20 protein-coding genes are annotated in these 22,427 nt (G+C 65.1%); 6 read left to right on the top strand and 14 right to left on the bottom strand.

Translation table 11 applies throughout. The annotated features are described in order from the left end of the window. From K9L28_03185 to K9L28_03150, 8 genes are all read right to left on the bottom strand, one after another. Nucleotides 1–286: CsgG/HfaB family protein (locus K9L28_03185; protein ID MCF7935334.1), on the bottom strand; the 286-nt coding region annotated here is incomplete at its 3' end. A gap of 63 nt (nucleotides 287–349) precedes the next feature. Continuing rightward, nucleotides 350–796, bottom strand: coding sequence for a hypothetical protein (locus tag K9L28_03180; protein MCF7935333.1), 447 nt, complete (start codon nucleotides 794–796; stop codon nucleotides 350–352). A 24-nt stretch (nucleotides 797–820) separates the two neighbouring features. Beyond that, nucleotides 821–1,990 (bottom strand): hypothetical protein, encoded by a 1,170-nt coding sequence (locus K9L28_03175; protein ID MCF7935332.1) that lies wholly within the window; start codon nucleotides 1,988–1,990, stop codon nucleotides 821–823. A gap of 2 nt (nucleotides 1,991–1,992) precedes the next feature. Further along, entirely contained in the window at nucleotides 1,993–2,853 is an 861-nt protein-coding gene (locus K9L28_03170) for a hypothetical protein (protein MCF7935331.1), read from the bottom strand. A 126-nt stretch (nucleotides 2,854–2,979) separates the two neighbouring features. Next, complete coding sequence (locus K9L28_03165; GenBank protein MCF7935330.1) at nucleotides 2,980–5,181, bottom strand: HD-GYP domain-containing protein; 2,202 nt, start codon at nucleotides 5,179–5,181, stop codon at nucleotides 2,980–2,982. Further along, on the bottom strand, nucleotides 5,178–6,314 hold the full coding sequence (locus K9L28_03160) for an ABC transporter substrate-binding protein (protein ID MCF7935329.1): 1,137 nt from the start codon (nucleotides 6,312–6,314) through the stop codon (nucleotides 5,178–5,180). Before K9L28_03160 ends, K9L28_03165 begins: the two co-directional genes overlap by 4 nt. Before the next feature lie 108 nt (nucleotides 6,315–6,422). Further along, entirely contained in the window at nucleotides 6,423–7,160 is a 738-nt protein-coding gene (locus K9L28_03155; protein ID MCF7935328.1) for a DUF364 domain-containing protein, read from the bottom strand. 16 nt (nucleotides 7,161–7,176) lie between these two features. Further along, nucleotides 7,177–7,548, bottom strand: a complete 372-nt coding sequence (locus K9L28_03150; protein MCF7935327.1) for a hypothetical protein — start codon at nucleotides 7,546–7,548, stop codon at nucleotides 7,177–7,179. Between the two features lie 80 nt (nucleotides 7,549–7,628). Between K9L28_03150 and K9L28_03145 the strand changes: the two genes are divergently transcribed. The 5 genes from K9L28_03145 to K9L28_03125 all read left to right on the top strand — a co-directional run bounded on the left by K9L28_03145 (nucleotide 7,629) and on the right by K9L28_03125 (nucleotide 14,889). Further along, complete coding sequence (locus K9L28_03145) at nucleotides 7,629–9,362, top strand: glycosyltransferase family 39 protein (protein ID MCF7935326.1); 1,734 nt, start codon at nucleotides 7,629–7,631, stop codon at nucleotides 9,360–9,362. Further along, nucleotides 9,353–10,672: an NAD(P)/FAD-dependent oxidoreductase gene (locus tag K9L28_03140; GenBank protein MCF7935325.1), complete on the top strand. Its 1,320-nt coding sequence runs from the start codon at nucleotides 9,353–9,355 to the stop codon at nucleotides 10,670–10,672. Before K9L28_03145 ends, K9L28_03140 begins: the two co-directional genes overlap by 10 nt. Continuing rightward, nucleotides 10,672–12,894, top strand: coding sequence for a DUF2298 domain-containing protein (locus tag K9L28_03135; GenBank protein ID MCF7935324.1), 2,223 nt, complete (start codon nucleotides 10,672–10,674; stop codon nucleotides 12,892–12,894). The genes K9L28_03140 and K9L28_03135 overlap by 1 nt, the downstream gene beginning before the upstream one ends. 37 nt (nucleotides 12,895–12,931) lie before the next feature. Then, nucleotides 12,932–13,921, top strand: a complete 990-nt coding sequence (locus K9L28_03130) for a glycosyltransferase family 2 protein (protein MCF7935323.1) — start codon at nucleotides 12,932–12,934, stop codon at nucleotides 13,919–13,921. Nucleotides 13,922–14,013: 92 nt separating this feature from the next. After that, on the top strand, nucleotides 14,014–14,889 hold the full coding sequence (locus tag K9L28_03125) for a UbiA prenyltransferase family protein (GenBank protein ID MCF7935322.1): 876 nt from the start codon (nucleotides 14,014–14,016) through the stop codon (nucleotides 14,887–14,889). A gap of 70 nt (nucleotides 14,890–14,959) precedes the next feature. Here K9L28_03125 and K9L28_03120 read toward each other — a convergent pair whose 3' ends face one another. Next, complete coding sequence (locus K9L28_03120) at nucleotides 14,960–15,685, bottom strand: NAD-dependent deacylase (GenBank protein MCF7935321.1); 726 nt, start codon at nucleotides 15,683–15,685, stop codon at nucleotides 14,960–14,962. A gap of 25 nt (nucleotides 15,686–15,710) precedes the next feature. After that, nucleotides 15,711–17,387: a hypothetical protein gene (locus K9L28_03115; GenBank protein MCF7935320.1), complete on the bottom strand. Its 1,677-nt coding sequence runs from the start codon at nucleotides 17,385–17,387 to the stop codon at nucleotides 15,711–15,713. A gap of 206 nt (nucleotides 17,388–17,593) precedes the next feature. Here K9L28_03115 and K9L28_03110 point away from each other — a divergent pair, with 206 nt between their 5' ends. Next, a complete protein-coding gene (locus K9L28_03110; protein MCF7935319.1) occupies nucleotides 17,594–17,773 on the top strand; it encodes a hypothetical protein in 180 nt (59 codons plus the stop codon). Between the two features lie 108 nt (nucleotides 17,774–17,881). On the opposite strand, the gene K9L28_03105 is transcribed toward K9L28_03110, so the two are convergent. From K9L28_03105 to K9L28_03090, 4 genes are all read right to left on the bottom strand, one after another. Continuing rightward, a complete protein-coding gene (locus tag K9L28_03105) occupies nucleotides 17,882–18,634 on the bottom strand; it encodes an FCD domain-containing protein (GenBank protein MCF7935318.1) in 753 nt (250 codons plus the stop codon). Between the two features lie 86 nt (nucleotides 18,635–18,720). Continuing rightward, nucleotides 18,721–20,430, bottom strand: a complete 1,710-nt coding sequence (locus K9L28_03100) for a thiamine pyrophosphate-binding protein (GenBank protein MCF7935317.1) — start codon at nucleotides 20,428–20,430, stop codon at nucleotides 18,721–18,723. Between the two features lie 32 nt (nucleotides 20,431–20,462). Further along, nucleotides 20,463–21,368, bottom strand: coding sequence for a diaminopimelate dehydrogenase (locus K9L28_03095; GenBank protein MCF7935316.1), 906 nt, complete (start codon nucleotides 21,366–21,368; stop codon nucleotides 20,463–20,465). Between the two features lie 77 nt (nucleotides 21,369–21,445). Then, on the bottom strand, nucleotides 21,446–22,402 hold the full coding sequence (locus K9L28_03090; GenBank protein MCF7935315.1) for an LD-carboxypeptidase: 957 nt from the start codon (nucleotides 22,400–22,402) through the stop codon (nucleotides 21,446–21,448). Nucleotides 22,403–22,427: the final 25 nt, after the last annotated feature.

Here is a 22,427-nt window from a genome sequence, read left to right as displayed (position 1 = left end):
GGTCGACCATGCCGGAGGCCGCGAGCTGTTGCTCCTTGGCGATGGCCTCCAGGCGCGACCGTTCGATCACCTGGAGCCCCGGTGTCTTGGCCAGCTCCGTGATGAGCATATCCGTGATGGCCCGTCGGACGGAGTCGGTCACCTGCACGGACCCCTCGCCGGCGTTGTTGTCGAAATCCGCCACGGCGATCCGTGTCGCCGCCCCGGCAGGCAGTGCTGCCGCTACTACCAAAGAGAAAAGAAAGAGAAGAGAAACGATGCCGCGAATCTGTCTGCCTCTATCCATAGGTCTGCTCCCTCCTGTATGAACCTACCCCTCGGATCTCCCCGTACCGCGTTGGTGTACGGGCTACTTCGCCTCGCCCTCCCAGATGACACAGGTCTCAAAGAGCCGTCTGAGAGGGATCACCACCTGTGCCGTCGCCCGGCCGCCGGAAACGGTCTCCCTGGTGACATGGGGCGCCACAATGTGCCCCTTCACCTCGATGGAGGTCAGCTTCTTGGGCAGGCCGAATTTCATCTCGTAGAGCAGGTAGAGCAGCTTGCGCCGGGCGTCCACCAGCGCCTTCCGCCCGGCCAGGAGCCTCTGCTGCGGGGTGGGGTCGGGCGGGAGTTCCGCTTCACCCTGCACGACGGCTGTCTGCTCCGTCCAGTCCACCACGCCGAAGCGGAACTCCTGGAGGCCCTCCACCGCACCATTGGCCTTCCAGATCCGCTGGAGATCCACATCCTCCAGCGCACCGGCAGCGGTTGCGAGAAAGGCCACACACAGCACCGCCGCAAGGAAAACACCCAATCGCCGCCCACACAGAGACATAGTCTACTCCGATCCCCCGCGCCACCGGGCCTCGATGGTGCCCGCGGTGAGGCCGGTGATCTCCAGGCCCATGCCGTCGAGACGGATGGCCAGATCCTCGGCGTTGCCCTCGGTGTTGACGTCAAGCTCCAGCTTGCCCTCCCGGAAGGCGCGCTGATAGACGGCGGTGACCCCGCGGGTCTCCTCCAGGGCGCTCTTGAGCTTCATGGCCTGGGAGAAACCGATCTCCTCCACCACGACCTTCACCGTCCGTCCCGGAACGCCGCCGGCGCTGCCGCTGACCAGGGCGTAGGCCACCTTGTGGACCAGGTTCTCCGCCGCTTCGCCGCCCACCTGCTTGAGTCCCTTGGCGGCGGCGTCACCGGGCGAGGTGCCCTTGGTGCGCACCGCGGGGGTCTCCGTGGCCAGTACGTAGGCGGTCTGGGTGATCACCGCCTTGAGCTGGAACTGGCTCTGCACCCCGTAGATCCGCACGCCGGAGATGCTCTGGTTGGCGTAGACGGAGCTCATGGCCTTGCCGTAGATGATGACATCGGCCCGGAAACTCTCGGCCAGCTCCTGCAGTCTGGCTACGTCGCCGGTCTCCTTGGCCGTGTCGTAGGCCCGTTTGTCCAGGGCCCTGGCCTGCCTGGGGTCCACCATCAGGTAGCCCGCCTTCTGGAAGATCCGCTGCACCTCCCCCTCGGCGGTGGAGAGAAAGGGCTCCTCGCCGTCGATGCTCTCCTTGACGATCACCATCACCCGGGGATTGCCCAGGGCGTCGATGACCACCGGCCCCAGTACGCCGTCGAGCTTGCGGACCGAGACGGTGCAGCGTCCCTTGATATAGTAGACACCGTCGTCGCGTTCGCCCTCCTCGAGAACCTCGAAGCCCGTCACCAGTCCCTGGGCCTGGGAGAAGACCTTGTCTTTGACCACCTGAAAGTCCTTCATCTCCGTGATGCCCTCGACATAGGCCCCGACGCCCTTTTCCAGGGCGTCCCGGTAGGCCTGCCGTTTGGCTTCGTCCCGCGCCCTGGTGGTGTCGCCGTTCAGCACCGGCGCATAGCCTTCGGCCTCCACGACGATGGGCTCCTCCGCCGCCGGGGCCGTCCCCGCCGAACCGAAGACCAGGAGCAGGGCGGCGATGCCGGCGACGAGCACCGGGACCGCCGTCTTGCGAAGACTCATCATGCTCACCGCTTCACCACCGTCACCCGGCAGGGCACCCGGAAGTCGTAGGTGCTCCGGCGGATCTTGGCGGCGGCGCTGTTGGGGATCACGATATCCACATTCTGCGGCGACTTGGTCCGGACGGCCTTCACGGTGACGGGATTGTCGGTCACCCTCGGCGCGCCCTTGGCGTAGCTGATGTTGGACTGGTAGTCGCAGAGGCCGGAGGCGAGGAATCGCTCGCGGTCGACGAAATCAAGTCCGTAGACGGGCTTGCCGTTCTCGTCGAAGACCTTGAAGGTCATTGCCGGAATCAGCGGCAGATGGCGGGCATCCAGCACCATGCCGGTGAGCTTGGTGCCCCTGGGTTCCGGTTTGGGCGGCACATCCTTGGGCTCGGGCTGCTCGGGCAACGCCGAGACCACGGCGGTACGGATCTTCTCCAGCCGGACGCGTCCCACCACGGTGTAGATCTCGCCGTCCCAGTCGGCCTCCACCACCTGGACATTCTTGATGGTGCCGCTGACCTCGGTCTTGACATAGTCGTCGACCATGAAGTTCTCCATGGTGGTCTCCGCATCCACCCGGACCCCCTTGATGAACTCAAGCAGGTTCCGCTGGAGGTCCACAAAGGCCCCGCGCCGGGCGAGCAGCTTGCCCTGCGCCGTGCCTTCCTTCCCCGTGGGGGGCACGGCCTGACCACGGGCCTCGATGTACTGGTCCGTCCAGTTGATCTTCGCGTTCTCGCTCTCCTCGACCACCGCACCCTCGCTGACGTCGGGTGCGGCGATCGTCTCGTCGGACCCGCTCTGTCCCTGGCACGCAACCGCAACCAGCAGCAGTGAAACCATGGCAACCATGACAGCAATGGCAATCTTCCTCATAACTCCACGCCCCTTCCCATTTGCCAATATAACAGCTTACACAGGGGAATTATAGCATTCCACCAGCGTAGAGGGAACAGTCTCCTTCACCTTTGTATCGGATTTCTCTACGGAAGGAACAACCGGCTAGGCCCCGTCGTTCCCGGAGTCCTCCCCGGCGATGGCAAAGAGCTCGCCGCCCCGGGAGACCTCGCGGTAGATGCGCTCGAAGATATGGTGGTTCGCCCGAAAGATCTCCAGGAGATCGGGATCGAAGTGGTCGGGCTGCACCCTGCCGTCTCCTTCCAGAATGATGCGGGTCGTCTTCTGGTGGGAGAAGGCGGGCTTGTAGACCCGCGACGTCCGCAGGGCGTCGTAGACGTCGGCCAGGCCCACGATCCGCGCGGAGAGCGGGATCCGCCTGCCGCTCAGGCCTTCGGGGTAGCCGCTGCCGTCCCAGCGTTCGTGGTGGTAGAGGCAGATCTCCCGGGCCATGCTCAGCCAGGTAGCGTTGCCCAGTGCCTCCACGCCGTAGTGGACGTGGCGTTTGATCTCGCCGAACTCCTCTTCGGTCACCGGGCCGGGCTTGAGCAGGATCTCTCTGGGCACCCGGAGCTTGCCGATGTCGTGCAGCATGCTGTACAGACCGATATCCTCCACGTTCTGCCGGTTCAGTCCGTACTGCTCGGCCAGAAAGACCGAGAAGGCCCGGATACGGCGGAGGTGCTCGCCGGTCTCGTCGTGGTAGGTGGCCGATACATGCTGGAGCCGCACGGCGAGATAGTGGTAGGAGTGGCGGATCTCGTCCATGAGTATCTGGGCGTGGAGCATGCCCCCGAGGTGGGGGACAAAGAGGTGGAGCGCTTCGGCGGACTCCCTGCTCATCCGTTCCCCCTGCGGCAGGGCGAGGAGAATGGCCCCCTCGGCCTCGCCGAGGTAGTAGACAGGGAAGAGATACCACCGGAATCCCCCGCGTTCGAGCTCTCTTTCACGCTTTCCGCTGGAACCGAAGATCCGGAAGAGCTCCCCCCGGAGCGACTGGTCCAGTACCTTGCGCGCCTCCTCCGATCCCTGGAAGGCGACGACCTCCTGGTGTTCCCTGGTGAAGGCCACCACCGTTCCGGCCCGGGCGCCGCTGAAGTCAATGAGCGAGCCGATGCTCCGCGTGCAGGCGTCCTGGACGGAGCGGGCTTCCATGGCGGTCTGCGAGAAGGTCGCCAGCTCCTCCAGACGCCCGAAGGCCTTGCGGAGGCTCCAGTTGCTCTGCTGCAGCTCCTCCTCGATGGCCCGGGTTTCCTCGTAGAGGGCTGCCAGCTCCTGCCCCTGGGCTCCCATACTGTTGAGCAGGTTGTTCAGGGCCTCTTCCACCTGTCTGGCCTCCCGGAAATCCCTCTTTCCCATCTCGAGCGGAAGCCGCCACTTCTCCCGGGCGTGCAGCAGGGCGGCGAAGGGATCCTCCGACTGCTGGAGCCGCCCGTCCAGCTCGCCGATGAGCGAGGTGAGATGCCGGAAACTCCTGGTAACACGGGCGAACCCCCTGTCCAGCGGGGCGAGCAGAAGCGCCCCGAGGAGCAGCACCGCCAGAGCAGCGACGATGCCGCCCTTCACGGCGACAGGGACCATGCGGTCCAGCCAGACGCCGCCGGTGATCTGCAGCCCTTGGGCCATAGGGATGGCCTGCCATCTGTCCCAGGCCCCCCAGGCCATCTCCCCCCGCAAAGGCATTGCGCTCTCCGATTCCGAGACGGTCATGTGCTGGGCCACGTAGCTCCCCGGGGGGTAGCGTTCGCGGTCGTTCCAGGAGGCCAGCACCTGCCCGCGGGATTCGGTGATCAGGGCCCACATGCTCCCCGGAAGCTCCGACTGGATGCGGGAAAAGAGAAAGGAGGGTTCGAACCCGGCGACCAGCCATCCCCCCTGGGAGGGCGCCGCATAGCTCAGGCAGAGTCGCTCGCTGCCGGTGAAATGGATATTCATCATCCATTGCCGGCGCAGAGAGCGGCTGGGGAACCGCAAGCCCTCCATGGAGCCGCCGAAGAGTGTGCGCCGCACCCTGCCGTCGTTGTCGCAGAGGACGAGATAGAGCAGATCCGGGGGCACCAGATGTCCGGCAAAGGCATCCTGCACCCCCTCCTGATACCGGGCGATCCGGTCTACCAGGGAGGCCCGCTCTTCCAGAAGGAGCGAGCTGTCGCCGGCGATGCCCTGAATCTCCGATTCCATGCGGCGGAAATGGGTGTGTTCGTTCCAGTAGAAGGCGGCCACCGCGGCGGCCACACCACAGAGAAGGGCCAGGGCAAGGGAGAAGAGGAGGACACGTTTCCGGAAGGTGGTGATCGTGTCGGTCACTGAAGGAACACCTCATTCCATCCATGGGGACCGCGGAAGAAGACGGCGCCCCTGCCGCGGGCGTCGCCGAAACGGTCGATGGAGACGCGGCCGGCGGGCCCGTCGACGCTCCTCACCTTCGCGAGGAGCGACCGCAGCTCCTCCCCCCTGGCCGCAGGGTTGTTCCGCAGCGCCTTCACGAGCAGCTCCATGGCCAGGAAGGTGTAGTGCACCGTCCCGTCGTAGGAGAGGGCATAGTGGCGGTTCCAGTACTGCAGGAAGGGGTGCGCCTCGTCCAGGTGGAAGGGGGAGAACTGTTCGACGTAGTAGTAGGAACCGCAGAAAAGCGGGGTGTGGGTGCCCGGCAGCCCAAACATCCCCCAGGGGGCGCAGAGCAGCAGGCTCTCCGGCCAGCGCCGGCGGACCCGCTGGAGCATCATGCCGGAAAAGGAGGCGGGGCCGGTGACCAGGACGGCTTCCGGATCATAGCGGTCGGTGTGGGATTCCAGCCGGCCGTCCTGGGCCACCACCAGACCGGAGAGCTCCGGCCCGCCGTCAGCAATCTCCCGGGCCAGCTGGGCGGAGTAGACGATATTCGTGGCCGGCATCACAGCGAGGAAACGATCGATCCCTTTGAGCGCACAGAGCCTTCTGTAGAGCACGGCGTCCTGGGCCAGGTCGTTGCGGACGCGGAAGACCCAGTCGTCCCGTCCGGTGAGACCGGCGGTGGTGGCGGAGACGGCGATCAGGGGGATCCGTTCCCGTGCGGCCAGCCTGGCGAGATCCTCCGCCGCATGGGAGGTAGTGCCGGCGATGACCGCCGCGACCCCTTCTTCGGCGAGCCGATGGATGGCCTCCCTTGGTGTTCTGCGATAGAAGGCCGGCACCATCCGGAGCATCGGCCGCGCGCCACGGCTGTTGTGCCGGCGCACATAGGCCCGCACCGCGGTGAGCATCTCCGTCTCCGCGGTGACGCGGTTGTTGAAGACACTGTAGGCCACCCCTACCTTGACACTCCGGGAGGCCACCGCGGCCCACAGCATCATCCCGGCGAAGAGCACCGCGATCCCGCCGATACAGAGCCACATCCGCCCCCGTCGCTTCCTCCACGCCGCTTCGGTCCAGCGTCTACACCATCCCAGGATATCGACCACTCCCCCACCTGGCTCTCTGTTCTGTAATGAATATAACATAAACGGCAACCCCGTACTCAGAACGCACCGAATGCGGGTCCGCACACCACCCTGGTGACAGACAGTCGGCTACGGGACGGTGTCGACCGTCCCGCCAACGGAGAGCAGACACTTCTCCGCACAGGAGGAGAGATCCCTGGTGCCCCCGCCGGCGGCCACCAGATGGAGCAGCCGGTGGGGGGAGGTCACGACCCGTCCCAGCACCCAGCGCACAGAGGTACCGCCGTAGAGGGCGGCGTTCATGGGGGCAGAGGGGCCGACCACCCAGCTCTCCCTGGCCGCGTCGATCAGGGGTTCCCAGGTGCCGTTCACCACGGCGCTGGCCGAGAGGATCAATCGGTCCACCTCGGCGGCCAGGGGTTCCGCATCCTCGGGAGGCAGGGCATCGGCTTCGGCGTCGTCGACGATCTTGAGCTCGGCGCCGCAGCGGCGGAGATACCGGGCCAGGGGAGCGATGTTGCCCACCATCAGCAGCGTTTCGCCGGTGCGGACCTCCGGCGTATCGGCCACCATTTCGCCCTCCACGCCGAGGAGGGCGTTGGCCGTCGCCACAGCCAGCGCCCGTTCGGAGGGGTGGCGGGAGTCGGCCAGCTCAAGGAGATACTCCGCCGGACAGGGGAGGGGGTCGAGGAGGGGCACGGCCCGCTCCCCCGGGGCGATCCTCCTGGCGAAGGAGAAGGCCAGCCCGGCATCGCCGTTTTCCAGTACCACCGCCGTGTAGCGGAGGCCCCGCACGACATGCTTGATCTGCCGTCCCGGCGCTCTCTTGCCGGCCGCGGACCACAGGCGTTCTTCGAGGATTCCCATTTCTTCACCTCTCCTTTCAGCCCTTCGCCGTCGCCACGGAGATCCCTGTCGCGATGGAAAGCATACCCGCCGCCCGCGTCAGCGTCACCGCCTCGTCGAAGAGCAGCATGGACCCCAGCAGCACCAGCAGGAAGGTCCCACCGGTCATGATCGGGTAGGCCAGCGAGAGGTCCACCGTGGAGAGCACGGCGCTGTAGACGACAAAGGCCCCCCCAAAGAAGAGGAATCCCACCAGCACCACGGGATCGCCGAAGACAGTCAGAAAGGTGGAGAGAAGCCCCTCGTCCACCAGGGCGGCCTTGTCGCCCATGCCGCCTTTGATACAGAAGTTGGCCCCGGCGTTACAGGTGATGGCGGTCAGCAGTAGAATCAACCCGATACGTTGCATCGCTACCTCCTTTCCGGAAGGATCGTCCCAACGACGGCTTCCGATCATATAGAATAGCACAGCGTAAGGGGGAGATGACCATGAACCCAAAACGCACCGCCCCGGAGCACCGGGGACAGACAGGGGAAGCCAGACCTTTGATCCTCTTCGTTCTTCTCCTCGTGATGGCCGGGGGAGGGCTGCTCCGCTTCTGGAATCTCAACTGGGACGGAGGCCATCTCTACCATCCCGACTCCATGAACATCGCCATGGCGGTGGCCCGCATCGAGTTCTTCGGGAACATGGACCCCCAGTTCCACGCCTACAACGGCCTGGCGGTCTATCTGTACAAACTTTTGGGCGAGGCCGTGGCGGCCGCCACGGGGAACCCGGCGTGGTCCCGGGACCTGGGCCACATTGTCCTGCTCGGACGGTATGTCTCGGCCACCCTGGCGACGGTCTCCATCGCTCTTCTCTACAAGGCGGGGAGGCGCTTCGCCGGACCCGGCGCCGGACTGCTGACCGCCTTTCTGGCCGCCTTCTCCACAGGACTGGTCCAGACGGCCCACTACGCCGTCACCGAGACGATGCTGGTCTTCTTTCTGCTGCTGCTCACCCTCCGGGCCGCCCAGGCCGTGGAGGCCCCGGAGCAACGGAGACACTGGCTGCTGATGGGGGTTGCCGGAGGGCTGGCCCTGGGCACCAAGACCACGGCGCTCAGCTTCGGCCTCGTTCCGGTGGGGGTGCTGCTGGTATCCGCCGCCGGCCTGGGGCGGGAGGAACCGACCGCGGGGCCGGCGGAACGCAGCAGAGGGCCGCTGCTCCATTTCCTCCTCTGCTGCGCGGTCTGGGCGCTGGTCGCCGCGGCGGTCTCCCCCTACACACTGATCGATTTCGACGGCTTCCTCCAGGTCATGGCCTACGAATCGGGCATCGCCAAGGGGACGGTGGATGTCCCCTACACGCTCCAGTTCGCCCGAACCCAGCCCTACTGGTTCCATCTGCAGAACCTCCTCTGGCATCTCGGGCCGGTGGTGCCCTTTCTGGGTCTCTCCGGCTGTACCTGGTGGACGCTCGAGATTCTGGGGCGGAAGCGCTCCCCCGCAGGGATCCCCCTGCTGCTGTTCACACTGGTTTTTATCAGCTATGTGGGTGCCTGGCACGCCAAGTTCGTCCGGAACCTCGTGCCCATCTACCCGGCGCTGCTTCTCGGGTCGGGTCTGGCGCTGTCGGCCATGATCCGAACGCTGCGTGGCAAGCCCCGGGCTCTGGCTGTGGGCGCCACGGGAGCGGTTCTGCTCTGTTCGCTCCTCTGGTGTCTGGCCTTCTGCTCCATCTACGGCAGGGAGAGCACCAGAACGGCCGCTTCGGCGTGGATCTACCGGAACATCCCGGCAGGCGCCCATATCATCCGCGAGTCCTGGGACTATGCGCTCCCGGGCCCCGTGGAGGGGGTGGCGCACCGGAGCTACCGTTTCAAGATGATCGACGCGCCTGCGGCCGACAGGGAAAAGAAGTTCCGCAAGCTGGTGGACACGCTCCGCTGGGGCGACTACCTGATCCTGGCCAGCCGGCGGAACTATGGAAATCTGCCGGCTCTTCCCGATCGGTACCCCTTGATGGACCGTTTCTATGCTACCCTGTTCGGCGGTCGGCTGGGGTACACAGAGACCAAACGATTCGCCTCCTATCCCCAGCTCTTTGGACTGTCCATCAACGACAGCGGCGCCGAAGAGACCTTCCGGGTCTTCGATCACCCCACGGTGATCCTCTTTGAGAACACCGGCGAGCTGGACCGAGAAGCCATCGAGGAGGTGCTTTCCGGGTGGAGATAGGCATTGTAGGAGCCGGGGCAACGGGGCTGACGGCAGCGTACGAACTGGCACGCAGGGGACATGGGGTCACCGTCTTCGAGGCGGCACCGGAGGCGGGTGGCCTCGCACGGGACATCGTCCTGGACGAAGACAGCCGGCACGACCCGCTGGACATGTTCTACCATCACATCTTCACCAGCGACAGTGCCGTGACGGAGCTCATCGAGGAGCTCGGCCTGGGAGGGAGGCTGGAATGGTTCGCCCCCTCCAACGCCCTCTACGCCGCAGGGGGGATGCATCCCTTCACCACACCCCTGGACCTGCTCCGCCTGCCGGTGCTGCCTCTGCTCCAGCGCATCCGGCTGGGGCTCTTCGTGCTGCGCACCCAGCATCGCAGGGAGTGGCGCAATCTGGAGGAGGTGACCGCCGCCGAATGGGCGCGGGCACAGGCGGGCGACGAGATCTACGAGACAATCTGGAAACCGCTGCTGCGTTCCAAGTTCGGCGAGCATGCCGACGAGATCGGCGCCACCTGGCTCTGGAACAAGATCCGCCTCAGAAGCTCCTCCCGGGGAGAGGGAGGCAGGAGCGAACGCCTGGGCTATCTGCGCGGCGGCTTCGGCGTGCTCTACCGCGAGCTGGTCCGCTGCATCGAGTCCCGCGGCGGAACGGTGCGCTGCGGTCGTCCCGTGCGTTCGCTCTCCAGGGAACCGAAGGGGCTCACCATCACCACCGACGAGGGATCGACATCTGTCGACCGGGCGCTGCTCACCGTCGCCCCGCCTCTGGCCGCGGGACTGCTCCCCGAGGCACCGGAGGCCTACCGGAGCCGTCTGCGGGAGGTGCGCTACATGGCCAATCTCTGCCTCACCCTGGAGAGCAGAGAGCCCCTGGTTCCCTGGTACTGGACCTCCATCGCCGACAACGGCCTCCCCTTCGTGGCGATCATCGGCCATACCGCCGCGCTGCCGGCGGAACGCTACGGCCGGCACATCACCTATCTCTCGCGCTATCTCGACGAGGGCAACCCCCTCTGGGACGCCGACGACGAGGCGGTGCGGGACGCCTTCCTCGACGGACTGGGCCGCATCACCTCCGGGGAGACGCTGATGTCGATCACCGGGACCCATCTCTTCCGGGCGCGCTACGCGCAGCCTGTGGTGGACCGGGGCTACGGCGCTTCGCTGCTCCCCCACGAGACGCCGCTGCCCGGGCTCTTCCTGGCGTCCATGGCCCAGATCTATCCGCAGGACCGGGGACAGAACTACGCCATCGCCATGGGCCGCCGGGCGCCGTCCTTCATGGGTCTGGATGAGGGGGAAACCCTGTAATGCTGTCGATCCTCACCAATCTTCCGGACCAATTCCTGCGCTTCCTTCTCTCGCCGGCGCTGCCCACCCTGCTCTGGTGGTGGGCCTGGCTCCTTGCGGCGGGGATTGTGATGCTGCCGCTTGCCAGACGGCTCTTCCGCTTTCCCCTGGACGCCGCCTACCCCTTCGCCAAGATCCTGGGGATCCTGCTGCCGGTCTATGCGGCCTGGCTGGCGGGATCGCTCCATCTCTCCTCCCTCGCCGGCGGGGGTCGCTTTGTCGCCGTGGGCGCCATGCTGGCCGTCTCCTTCGCAGGGTGGCGGATGGACGGCGGGGAACCCCGCACCGCCCTTCCGCCTGTACCGCCGCACTTCCCTCTCAAGGTCATCGCCCTGGAAGAGGCGCTCTTTCTGTGCTGCCTTCTGGGCTGGGCCTTCATCCGGAGTTTCCATCCCTCCGTGGAGGGGCTGGAGAAATTCATGGATTTCGGCTTCGTGAACACCGCCGTACAGGCCACCTCGATGCCGCCGGAGGATATGTGGCTCGCCGGCTCGCCGGTGAACTACTACTACTTCGGCCATGTGGTCTGCGCCACCCTGGCGATCGTGACAGGGATCCCCACGGAGGTGGCCTACAACCTGATGATCGCCTCGCTCTTCGCCTTCACCGTGGTGGGGAGTTTCTCCGTAGTGGCCGCGGCGATCGGATTTCTGCACCACAGGGAGCCCCACAGAGCACCTTCTCTGCAACGATTGCGGCGGATCAGGGGATACCGGGCGGTGCTGGGGGGGCTCATCGCCGCCGCTCTGGTGGCCGGCGGGGGGAACCTCCACGCCCTGGTCCACGGCTATGTGCTGCCTGCGGCGCATGATCTGGGGCTCACCGAACAGAAGGCGGAGCCCTACTGGTACCCCGACGCCACCCGGTACATCGGCTACCACCCGGAGACCGACGACAAGACGATCCACGAGTTCCCCATCTATTCCTTCGTGGTGGCCGACCTGCACGGCCATGTCTCCGACATCCCGGCGGTGCTCACCACTGCGGCGCTGCTGCTCGCGACGGTGCAGCACGGCCCCTCCCGGATCAAAACGGTCGTCGGAGGCGTGCTGCTGGGGGTCATGTACATCACCAACGCCTGGGATCTGCCGATCTACCTCTGTATCTGGCTCGGCGCACTGGCCTTCGCCTGGCTGAAACGGGAGTCCTTCCAGCAGGCCCTGCTTGACACGGCGAAGGGGGGCGTGCTGCTCTTCGCCCTGGCCATGGCTGTGTCGTCGCCTTTTTTGCTCCATTTCGAGCATTTCTCGGAGGGGGTTGGCCTTGTCCACGCCCATACGCCGCTGTGGCAGCTTCTGGTGCTCTGGGGGGACAAGCTCCTCTTCGCCGGCCTGCTCGCTCTCCTGCTGCTTGTGCTCTGGACGAAGACAGCCGGGGGGGAGGGGCGCTTCCTGCGTTTCTGGCGCGGGCTGCAGCGGCCGGATCTCTTCGCTCTGGGGCTGGCCGTTTCCGGGCTGGCCCTGATCGCCGCACCGGAGATCGTCTATGTCAAAGATATCTACGGCAACGACTTCCACCGCTGCAACACCATGTTCAAGCTGGTCTACCAGGCCTTCATCCTGCTGGGACTGCTCGGCGGATATGTCACCGTCCGGATCGTCTCGGTGGTGCGGGGCAGAGCGCTCTCCGCTCTGCTGATACTGCTTCTGGGCGCCGCCGTCACGGCGCCGCTGCTCTACACGCCCCAGGCGATGGCGGGGTTCTATCCGCTGCGGAAGGAGAGCAAAAGTCTCGACGGACTGACCTTCCTCCATGAGGATCTGCCCGGCGACGCCGCCGCTGTCCAGTGGCTCCGCAGCCGTCTCCCGGGACAGCCGGTGATCCTGGAGGCCGAGGGAGACAGCTACAGCCGCTACGGCCGGATCTCCATGGCCACCGGACTGCCGACGGTACTGGGCTGGTATGCCCACGAATGGCTCTGGCACAACGACCCCGACCTGCCGGCCCGGAGGAGGCAGGAGGTCCGTGCGGTCTACACCAATCCTTCAGGCGAGAGGGCCCGACAGGTGCTCGAAGACTACGGAATCCGCTATATTGTCATCGGCGAACTGGAACGCGAACGCTACGAGGATCTCGACGAGCAGGCCCTGCACGCATTGGGCGATGTGGCCTTCCAGTCGGGGGACACAACGCTGATCGAGATCTCCCTGCGGAGCCGGCCCGACAGATCCCCGCACCAGTGACGGCGTCAGCCACAATACGGAAAGGAGACAACCTGCAATGCGTCCAACGCTCTCTGTTGTTGTACCGTTTCTGAACGAAGAGGATGTGCTCGACACCACCTGCAGGCGGTTGCAGACAGTGCTGAAGGGCACCGGCATGCCCTGGGAGATCATCTTTGTCGACGACGGCAGCACCGACAGCTCGGCGTCGATCATCCGGGCCAGATCTCAGAGGGACCGGCGTTTCCGGCTTCTCTCCTTTTCGAGGAACTTCGGGCAGCAATCCGCCGTGATGGCGGGCCTGGAGTACGCCTCCGGGGAGGCCATCGTCATCATCGACGCGGATCTGCAGGATCCCCCGGAGGTGATCCCTCAGATGATCGAGAAGTGGCGGGAGGGCTTCGAGGTTGTCTACGGAAGGCGCCTGAAGCGCAAGAAGGAGCGCTTCTTCAAGAAGATGACCTCCCACTGCTTCTACCGGATGCTCAACCACCTGGTGGACTTCCCGATCCCCGTGGACACCGGCGATTTCCGACTGATGGACAGCAAGGTGCGGGACGTCCTCTGCGGGCTCCGGGAGCACAGCCTCTTTCTCCGGGGGCTTATCAGCTGGATCGGCTTCAGACAGGGCGAGGTGACCTTCATCCGGGAGGGGCGCTACGCGGGGGAGACCAAGTACCCCTTCGCGAAGATGCTGCGGCTCTCCCTCGACGCGGTCACCTCCTTCTCCTACAAGCCGCTGCGGCTGGCCGGCTATCTGGGCTTTCTCCTCTCGGCGGTCAGCTTTGTCTACATCCTGGTGGTGGTGATCGAGAAGCTCTTTACCGACCTCACGGTTCCAGGCTGGAGCTCGCTGATGGCCATCACACTCTTTTTCAACGGCATCACCCTCATCATGCTGGGGATCCTGGGGGAGTACGTGGGCAGAATCTACGAGGAGACCAAGGATCGGCCACGGTATATCATCACGGAACATCTGGGATTCGACGAGGAGATCCCCGAAAGAACCAAGGAAAACCCGTCACCCCGGCCGCGTTCTGGTGTATGATCGCAGCCGTATGACAGTGCATGGGAACGCCGCCTGCCTGGGAACCGATCCCCCCGACAATCGGCGGCGCTTGTGAAAGGATTGATGAAACCATGACCGGCGTGCCGCTACGCACCTATCTGGAGCTGCTCCGAGCCTACCAGTGGGTCAAGAATCTCTTTGTCTTCGCTCCGCTCTTTTTCGCCTTCCGGTTTACCGAGCTGGATCTGTTCTTCCGCTCGGCCCTGGCGTTCGCCGCATTCTGCTGCATCGCCAGCTTCATCTATGTGGTGAACGATCTCAAAGATCTGGAAATCGACCGGCGACACCCGGCCAAACGCTTTCGCCCGCTGGCCGCCGGGCGCATCGCGCCACACTCGGCACGGATCGCAGCGGCCCTGTCTGCGCTGGCCGGATTCGGGCTCGCCATCCCGCTCGGTCCCGAGGCGTTGCTTCTGCTCCTGGGGTACGCCGTGCTGAATCTCCTCTATTCGCTGGGGCTGAAGGAGTTCGCACTGATCGACATCTTCATCGTGGCCGCAGGGTTTCCGATGCGGGTCTTCCTGGGCGGCTTCGCCACGGACATCCCCCTCTCCCGCTGGATCATCGTCATGACCTTCCTGCTGGCGCTCTTTCTGGTCCTGGCGAAGCGGCGGGACGATATCCTGCTGGTGGAAGACACCGTAGAGGTCCGGGAGTCCGTGCAGGGGTACAATCTCACCCTTGTGGACACCTCCATGGCCATTGTGGCGGCGGTCACCCTGGTGGCCTACCTGATGTACTGCTTCTCGCCGGAGGTGATCGCCAAGGCGGGCAGCGAGCACCTGTACATCACCGGGGCCTTTGTTCTGATGGGGATCCTCCGTTTCCTCCAGCTCACCCTGGTCCGGGAGCTGAGCGGGGCGCCGACCCATCTCTTTCTGGAGGATCGCTTTTTGCAGATTACCGTGATGGCCTGGCTGCTCACCTTTGTCATCCTCCACCAGTAGAGGCCTGCGCCTCTATATGGAAACAGACAGCAGCGCCCGGGAGCATCGCGGCAAAATCGGCTGATAGCGTCTACTCCCCCCCGAGCCGTGCATCGACCTCCTCCAGCACGGAACCGATCCCGCCGTGGACCACGAAATCGGCCACACCGTCCATGGTGGTTGCGTCCCTGTTGATGATGGCCAGGAAGGCTCCGGCCCGTTTGGCCATCCGGGGATACCAGTTCGCCGGGGAGACGGTCAGTGACGATCCCAGAACCAGAAAGACGGTGGCCTCCGTGCTCACCCGCTCGGCCTCCTCCAAAGCAGCGCCGGGCAGCATCTCGCCGAAGAGCACCACCGAAGGCCGCAGCGGGGCACCGCAGTCGGGACAGTCCATCCGCTCCAGGAAGAGAGCGCTGTCGAAGCTGTGCCCACAGGCGGAACAGCGTACCTGCCGCAGGGTCCCGTGGAGCTCCACCACCCGGGAGGAACCGGCCTCCTGATGCAGACGGTCCACATTCTGCGTGATCACGGCGCGGATGAGCCCCTGCCGCTCCCAGCGGGCCAGGATCCGGTGGCCGCTGTTGGGCGTCACGTCCCCAAGGGCCCGGATCCGTTGCCCGTAGAACTCCCTGAAGGCCTGAGGGTTCGAGTTCATGGCGTCCAGGGACGCCAGCATCCGCGGGTCATGCTGCTGCCACAGCCCGTCGCCGGAGCGGAAATCGGGGAGCCCCGACTCGGTGCTCATACCGGCTCCGGAGAAGACCACCACATTCCCTTCGCTGATCCGTTCTGCAAGCATCTGGAGATTCTGCATGGGAGTGCCCCTCCTCTCGCCCACGCTATCTGGTCCGTCTCAGGGCTGCAAGTACGCCGAGCACCGGCAGCAGAAGCAACGCCCCAAAGGGTGCTCCCCCTGTGCTGCAGCCGAAGTCCTTGCCGTCATCATCGTCATCGCCGCCTCCCCCGGTGGGTGTGGGGGTGTTCGTGGCCCCCGGCGTCGCGGTGGGGGAAAGACAGGGTGTCGGCCGCGGGCGGTCCGGCACGTCCTGCTCCCGAGCCGCGAAGTCCAGGGCTAAGGGGTCGGCGAAGACGCCGTTCCGATCTCCATCGTAGACGACGAAAAAACCGATCCCGTTGTGGAGCAGGGTTTCCACCGATTCGCTGTCGCTATCGACGACGATGAGACGGAAATGCAGGGTGAAGGCGCCGCTTCCGGGATCCATTGCGCCGCTGAAATAGGAGGGCCAGTCATCACCGGCAAGGTCCACCAGGTCATGCGCCGCGCCGGAGATCCTGAGCTGCTTGACCGGCCGCACGCGGGCGAAGAGCGTCTTCAGCTGATCCGAAGCCTGGGCGACCTGCTCGAAGAAAGCGGGTACCGCGTCGTCGCTGTAGACCCCCAGCACATCACGTCTGGAAAAGGTCCAGGAGACCAGCACCGGCAGGGTCAGAACACGGTCGGGGTCCACATTCCCGGCCCCGATGCCGAATTCCAGCGCCCGGAAGGGATGGTCAACGTCGTGCAGATACTTGGGGTGCACCTCGTCGCAGGTCAGCGTTCCCAGTTCGCCGGGGATGGTCATCTCCAGCGCGGAGGCGGGCAGGGACAGGTCTTCCAGGGGGGAGAGCCTCGCTCCGGCGATCGCCATGTCTCTGGAGAAGGAGCTATAGGAGAGGATATCGACATAGCATCGGTATGCCGCATCCAGATCGTATCCGGCCTGCCCCTCCACCTCCAGGGTGACCCGGGGCGAGAGGCCCAGCGGACCGGTGCGCAAGCGCTGTCCGTAGGCCGGATAGGTCACCGATGCGGCCGTATCGCCGGACCGGACCACCACGCCACTGTCGGTCAGCCCGCTCCCCCCGGCTTCCACCACATTGGTCCCCCAGTTGAAGAGCCGGAACCAGAGCACATCGTCGGCGCGGGCCATCACACTGAGGTCAATGGTGGTGCTCCGGGGATCCACAAAGAGCGACCGGTAGGCCTGCGGATCGGCCGATACCGTACCGGAAGCGTATTCCAGCTGAAAGACGTCGGGATCCTCCAGAAAGGCCAGCTGCAGGGGCACCGTCGTCACCGCCTGATCGCCGGAGATGACAATCCGGCCGCTTCCCAGGCCGGGGGCTCTGTCGCCGGCCTTCCATCTGACGGCAAGCTCCCTGGTGCGGTCACCGGAGACAAAGCGCGTCTCGGAAGCATCGAGCGCATCGCCTTCGGTATAGACATCGACGGAGCGGGCCGGTTCCGCATTGGTGCAGTGCGCCGTCAGCGAGCCGTCGGCCTTCGTCGTCCTGAGCAGGAGCCGGTCCAGAGCCTGGACATCCAGGGAAACACCGCCGACGGCGAGGGTCGCCCCATTCTGCGAAAAGGTAATCTCCAGCCTGTCGGACTGACCGAATCCGCCCGAGAGAGCGGTGCTCTCGACAAAGATGTCGCTTTCCACCTCCAGTGGATAGGGCGGCTGTGACGCCGGCGCCGCACCCCCACACAGGAATATCCCTCCGATGACAGCCATGACGCATGCAGCGTCTCGCAACGCCTTCCATTTCATACCGGCAGCCCCCTCTTTCTCGCACGAGATAGGTGTACGCGCGACTTCCCCACAAGAGTAGCCCAGCTTTGATGCGGGCACAAGTATGCTGTATGATTGATTTGACGGCGGAACGCTTTCTCGACAACGCTGTGAGATATCGCAACGCCGTTCGGAAAGGGGGAAGGGACATGGCAAGGATCGGGAAACGGTATGTCTGGCATCACCCGTCGAAGGTCCGTCAGGCATTGATCGCTCTGGCTGTCTGCGCGGGAGCCATCCTGCTTTCCTATATCGTCATCAGCCTTTCCAGAGGGGATTTCTCCTGGGCCAACACACTCATCGTACAGATGATCTCCCAACGACACTGACGGAAGCAAAACTGCTGGTCGAACACAGCGGAAGTGGCGATAATTGAGGAAGCCGGGGCCCGAGGCCCCGGCTTCCTGCATCGGCATGCCGCAACGCCTCATGGCGCGCTACCGCTCAGAAGAATCCCCGGCGAGATCCTCCTCCCGACAGTAGTGCTCCACGTCGCGGACGATATTGTCGATATGCCGCAACATGGCGCGTTCGGCCGCATCGGGATCCCTTCCGGCGACGGCCTCGTAGACAGGCATGTGGTCGCCGCCGAGATGGCGTCCTTCCTGGCGGCGGATAAAGGCGAAGGCATGCTGGACATGCACGTCCTGCCGCACGAGCTTGAGCGTGGCGATCAGAACGCTGTTCTTCCCCGCCTGGGCGATGGCCTCGTGGAACATGCGGTCCATCACGGAGATACTGCGTCCCTGCTCCTCCCCGCCGTCGAGGATCTCGGCGAAGGCCCTGATCTCCGCCAGATCCTCCTCGGAGGCATTGACGGCCGCAAGGCGGGCGGTCTCCCGTTCGATGGCCCTTCTGGCGACAAGGATATCCAGCAGATCCCCGGGCGTTCGCAGATGGAGCTCGTCGAGAAGCGCCTGGGCCAGCATGTTGTTCTTCCCCCGGGCCTCTACCTCCTCAAGGTAGGCCTGTCCCTCGGTGGAAAGCACACGCCCCTTGTTGCTCACCTTCTCCACGTATCCCTTCTCGTCGAGCTCCCAGAGAATCCGGCCGGCGGTGGCCATGCTGACGGGCGAACCCATGTCCCGCAGCGCACGGGCCAGCGAACCGGCACCGAGGGGCTCGGTGGCGTGCCCCAGCGCCTGAAGCGCCAGAATGAGGGTTTCGTTCTGCGTAGACTGTTCGTTCATAGCTGCGCCGCCTCCATGATCTCCGGGATCCGCTCCATATCCTACCAGAAATCCCGTCGGCTTCGGCTGCTGCGGAGGCACTCGCTTCACCAGTAGGGACACTCCATCCCCAGCTCTGCAGCCTTGGCGGCCCAGTCCGGAACCGGCGGCACGCAGCGGTCCTCCGGCGGAACCACCAGCTCGAGCAAAGCGGGACCCTGTACATCATAGAAGGCGGAGACCACCCTCCGCAGCTCCGGGATAGAGGCCGCACGGAACGCCGGTATCCGGCAGCTCTCGGCCAGCCCCACATAGTCCACGCCCTGGAAATCGGTGGCGAAGTGGGGTCCCCCGAAGCTGAAGCGGTTGGTAGCCCGGATCCAGCCGTAGCTCTCGTTGTTGAACAGCACTACCTTGACGTTCCGCCCCAGACGGGCCAGTGTCTCGAGCTCTCCGGCGGTAAAGCCGAAGCTGCCGTCGCCGGTGAAGTTGAGCACCATGCGATCCTCCGGAATGGCGTAGGAAACCCCCAGTGCCGCGGGGAAACCATAGCCGAGGGCACCCATGGCGTAGTTGCAGACAAAGTACCGACCGGGGCGGGGAATCCGGTAGAAGGCCGCAGGATAGACAGCGCTCATCCCGGGATCGGCGACAATCACGGCGTCCTCCGGCATGGCTTCCGTCAGCAGCCCCACCGCCGGGCGGGGATCCATATATCCCCGGGCCGACTGTTCCGCTCCGGCACAGCTCTCCGGGCTCGGCCGTCGCGCGACGCCCGAGCGCATATCGCAACGCGGGGTCAGTCGCTGGTCTTCCGCCGATACCAGGAGTGCCCGCAGGGTGCTCTGCGCATCGCCCTGCAGAAGCAGGGCGTCGGAACAGCTGTTGCCCAGCTCCCCTTCGTCCGGATTGAGATGAACGAAGCGCGTTCCGGCTCCTTCCGGCGGGAGCCTGCCTCCATCGGTACCCACGGAATCGGTGCTGCTGCCCACAAAGACCACGAGATCCGCCTCTTCAAGAAAGCGGTTGGAATAGGCCGTGCTCCCCCGGGAACCGATCACCCCGACGGAGAGCGGGTGGGTCTCGGCGATGCTCCCCTTGCCGTTGATGGTGGTCGCCACAGCCAGGCCAAAGCGCTCGGCGGTTTCCGCCACCTCCTCCCAGGCCCGCGAGGTCAGCACCCCCTGCCCGCAGACCATGACCCCGCTGTCACAGTCCGCCAGCGCACGGGCCGCCTGCTGCACGGAGTCGGGGTCCGCCACCGGACGCGTTCCCGGACAGAAGGCGAATCGTTCCTGCGCCGGTGGAAGCAGACGGTGGATCTCCTCCGCCAGCACATCCATGGGCAGTCGGAGATGCACCGGTCCCGGCGATCCGCCTGTGGCGACACGGAAGGCCCGCTGCACCAGATAGGGGATCTCCTCCCCCCGGGTGGCGGTGAGGCTCTCCTTGGCCACCCCGGCAAAGAGGCCGGTCTGGTCGAAGCCGGTGAGCATATTGTGTTTTTCCATGTGCAGGGGGATGTCGGAGGTCATCACCACAAGGGGGATAAAGGATTTCGCCGCCTCCACCACCCCCGGGATCATGTGGGTGGCCCCCACGCTCGGCCCCTCGCAGACGCCGGGCCGCCCGGAAACCCTGGCGTAGCCGTCGGCCATGAAGACGGCGTTCCGTTCGTCCCGGGCCATCACGTGGGTGATCCCGTCAAAGCGCTTCCAGGCATCGTAGAGGCCCAGCGTCGTCTCCCCCGGTAGCCCAAAGACATACTCGACATGATAGGCACGGAGCATCTCCAGTAGTGCCTGTGCTGCAGTCATAGACGTCATCCTTTCCTGACCTGCGCCACCGGTTAGACGAGCCGTTTCAGCGTGCCCTCTCTGTCACCGGGGAGACAATCGGCCACAGGGATCTCCAGCATCGTGTAGCCCCCGGGGCTCTGCCGGACGGCCCCGCGGGCGGCGGAGACCATCATCTGGGCCGTCGCACCGGGATTCATCACGGTCATCTCCAGCGTCATCCGCTGGTTGTGGGAGCAGCCGGCCACGCCCTTGCGCTCCATATGGACACCGTGGCCGAGATCGATGAGCTGGTTCACATCCTCAACCTCTTCCACGCAGGTGTCGTCGCCGCAGAAGTAGGGATCCTCGCCGATGGTGCTCCGGATCCCTTCGATGTCGTATCCTGCGGCCACCTCCACGTAGACCCTCCGGCGGTGCCTCCCCTGTCCGGCGGGCAACGTCAGCGAAACGGCATCGGCTACGCCGGGAATCTGCTTGACGGCCACGGTATGCCCCATGCTCACGCCGGGTCCGAAATCCGTGCAGGTGATCCCCCGGGGGGCGAGGAGTTCGAAGAGCCCGCGGACCAGCGAGTCGCTCCCGGGATCCCACCCCGCCCCGATCACGGCGGCGGTCTTCCCGTTCCGGGCGCTCGCGCCGAGCTGCCGGCGCAGCTCCAGCATGGGATCTCCGTGGATATCGTAGCTGTCCACCGTGGCGATCCCCTGTTCGAGGTAGACCGGCGCCACGACGGGAACGGCCCGGCTCGCCACGGCCAGCACCGCCGCATCCACCCTTCCCAGTTCCGACACATCGAGCACCACCTGCGCGCCGCTTTCGCGCTCAACCGGGGCCACCTTATCGGGGTTGCGGATCACAATCCCCGCAAGCTCCATGTCCCGAGCCGTCTCCACCGCATTGACCGCTTCCTTCGCCACATTGCCGTATCCGACCACTGCAATCCGAATCGTTTCCAATCGTGACAGCTCCTTTTCGCGTGCTCACCACTCATCAATAATGAGCAAGGAGACTATAGGGGTTTGCCCCCGCTCCGTCAAGAAGAGCCATCAACATCTCCCAGGACCCCGGACTCCAGAAGCGTCAGCTCCGCCGCGGCACCATCAAGGGCGGCCCTCGCCCCGAGCGGCAGGGTGACCTTCTTCTCGCCGTGGCCGAAACAGCCGCCGGTCAGACAGGGCGTGCCGACCGGGGCGACGACCGCCTCGAAGATCTCGGCAAGGCTCAGGGTCCGCGACGGATTCTTGGGCTTGATATGGTTGAACTGTCCCAGCACGATACCGGCGGCGTCCTGCAGTTTCCCGGCAAGACGCAGCTGCGTCAGCATCCGGTCGATACGGTAGGGCGGTTCGTCCACATCCTCCAGAACCAGGATACGTCCCCTGGTGTCGATCTCCCAGGGGGTTCCCAGAAGTGCACAGACCAGAGCCAGGTTCCCGCCCACCAGTTCCCCCTCGGCGGCGCCCGGCACCAGGGTCTCCATGGGGGCGGCCCCTTCATAGGGTTCGATCCGTCCCAGGGGTTCCTCCCGGCAGAGCGCCTGCAGAAGATGGTCCCGCACATAGCCGGGGAAGGTGGGTTTCGAGAACTCTGTGGCAGGCATGGGGCCGTGGAAGGTGCAGAACCCGCCGTAGCAGTTGAACATCTGGTGGAGAATGGTGATGTCGCTGTACCCGAGAAACACCTTGGGGGTGCGTGCGATCGCCTCGAGATCGATCAGAGGAGGGAGGCGCGTCGCCCCGTCGCCGCCGCGGAGGCAGAGGATACCGCGGACCCCGGGATCGGCGAACATCTCGTTCACATCCCGGGCCCGGAGGGAATCCTCACCTGCCATATACCCCAGTGCGGCGTAACAGCTGGGTCCCACCTTGACCTGAAACCCCAGCTCCCGCACCGCCTGCACAGCCGTGTCGACAGACCGTCTGGAGGATGGACTGGAGGGGGAGACCAGCCCCACCGTATCGCCCGGGCGCAGAGCAGGTACCCGTCGCATGCTTTGCCTCATCCTTTCTTTGTAT

This window comes from Synergistales bacterium (assembly GCA_021736445.1).
Lineage (GTDB): Bacteria > Synergistota > Synergistia > Synergistales > Aminiphilaceae > JAIPGA01.
The sequence above is the reverse complement of the archived record's forward strand: the minus strand, read 5'-3'. Positions and strand labels throughout refer to the sequence as shown.

Coding starts and splice junctions, on each gene's coding strand:
- K9L28_03175 (MCF7935332.1), bottom strand. CDS start 1,990: ATGATGAGTCTTCGCAAGACGGCGGTCCCGGTGCTCGTCGCCGGCATC.
- K9L28_03170 (MCF7935331.1), bottom strand. CDS start 2,853: ATGAGGAAGATTGCCATTGCTGTCATGGTTGCCATGGTTTCACTGCTG.
- K9L28_03155 (MCF7935328.1), bottom strand. CDS start 7,160: ATGGGAATCCTCGAAGAACGCCTGTGGTCCGCGGCCGGCAAGAGAGCG.
- K9L28_03150 (MCF7935327.1), bottom strand. CDS start 7,548: ATGCAACGTATCGGGTTGATTCTACTGCTGACCGCCATCACCTGTAAC.
- K9L28_03145 (MCF7935326.1), top strand. CDS start 7,629: ATGAACCCAAAACGCACCGCCCCGGAGCACCGGGGACAGACAGGGGAA.
- K9L28_03135 (MCF7935324.1), top strand. CDS start 10,672: ATGCTGTCGATCCTCACCAATCTTCCGGACCAATTCCTGCGCTTCCTT.
- K9L28_03130 (MCF7935323.1), top strand. CDS start 12,932: ATGCGTCCAACGCTCTCTGTTGTTGTACCGTTTCTGAACGAAGAGGAT.
- K9L28_03125 (MCF7935322.1), top strand. CDS start 14,014: ATGACCGGCGTGCCGCTACGCACCTATCTGGAGCTGCTCCGAGCCTAC.
- K9L28_03120 (MCF7935321.1), bottom strand. CDS start 15,685: ATGCAGAATCTCCAGATGCTTGCAGAACGGATCAGCGAAGGGAATGTG.
- K9L28_03115 (MCF7935320.1), bottom strand. CDS start 17,387: ATGGCTGTCATCGGAGGGATATTCCTGTGTGGGGGTGCGGCGCCGGCG.
- K9L28_03110 (MCF7935319.1), top strand. CDS start 17,594: ATGGCAAGGATCGGGAAACGGTATGTCTGGCATCACCCGTCGAAGGTC.
- K9L28_03105 (MCF7935318.1), bottom strand. CDS start 18,634: ATGAACGAACAGTCTACGCAGAACGAAACCCTCATTCTGGCGCTTCAG.
- K9L28_03100 (MCF7935317.1), bottom strand. CDS start 20,430: ATGACTGCAGCACAGGCACTACTGGAGATGCTCCGTGCCTATCATGTC.
- K9L28_03090 (MCF7935315.1), bottom strand. CDS start 22,402: ATGCGACGGGTACCTGCTCTGCGCCCGGGCGATACGGTGGGGCTGGTC.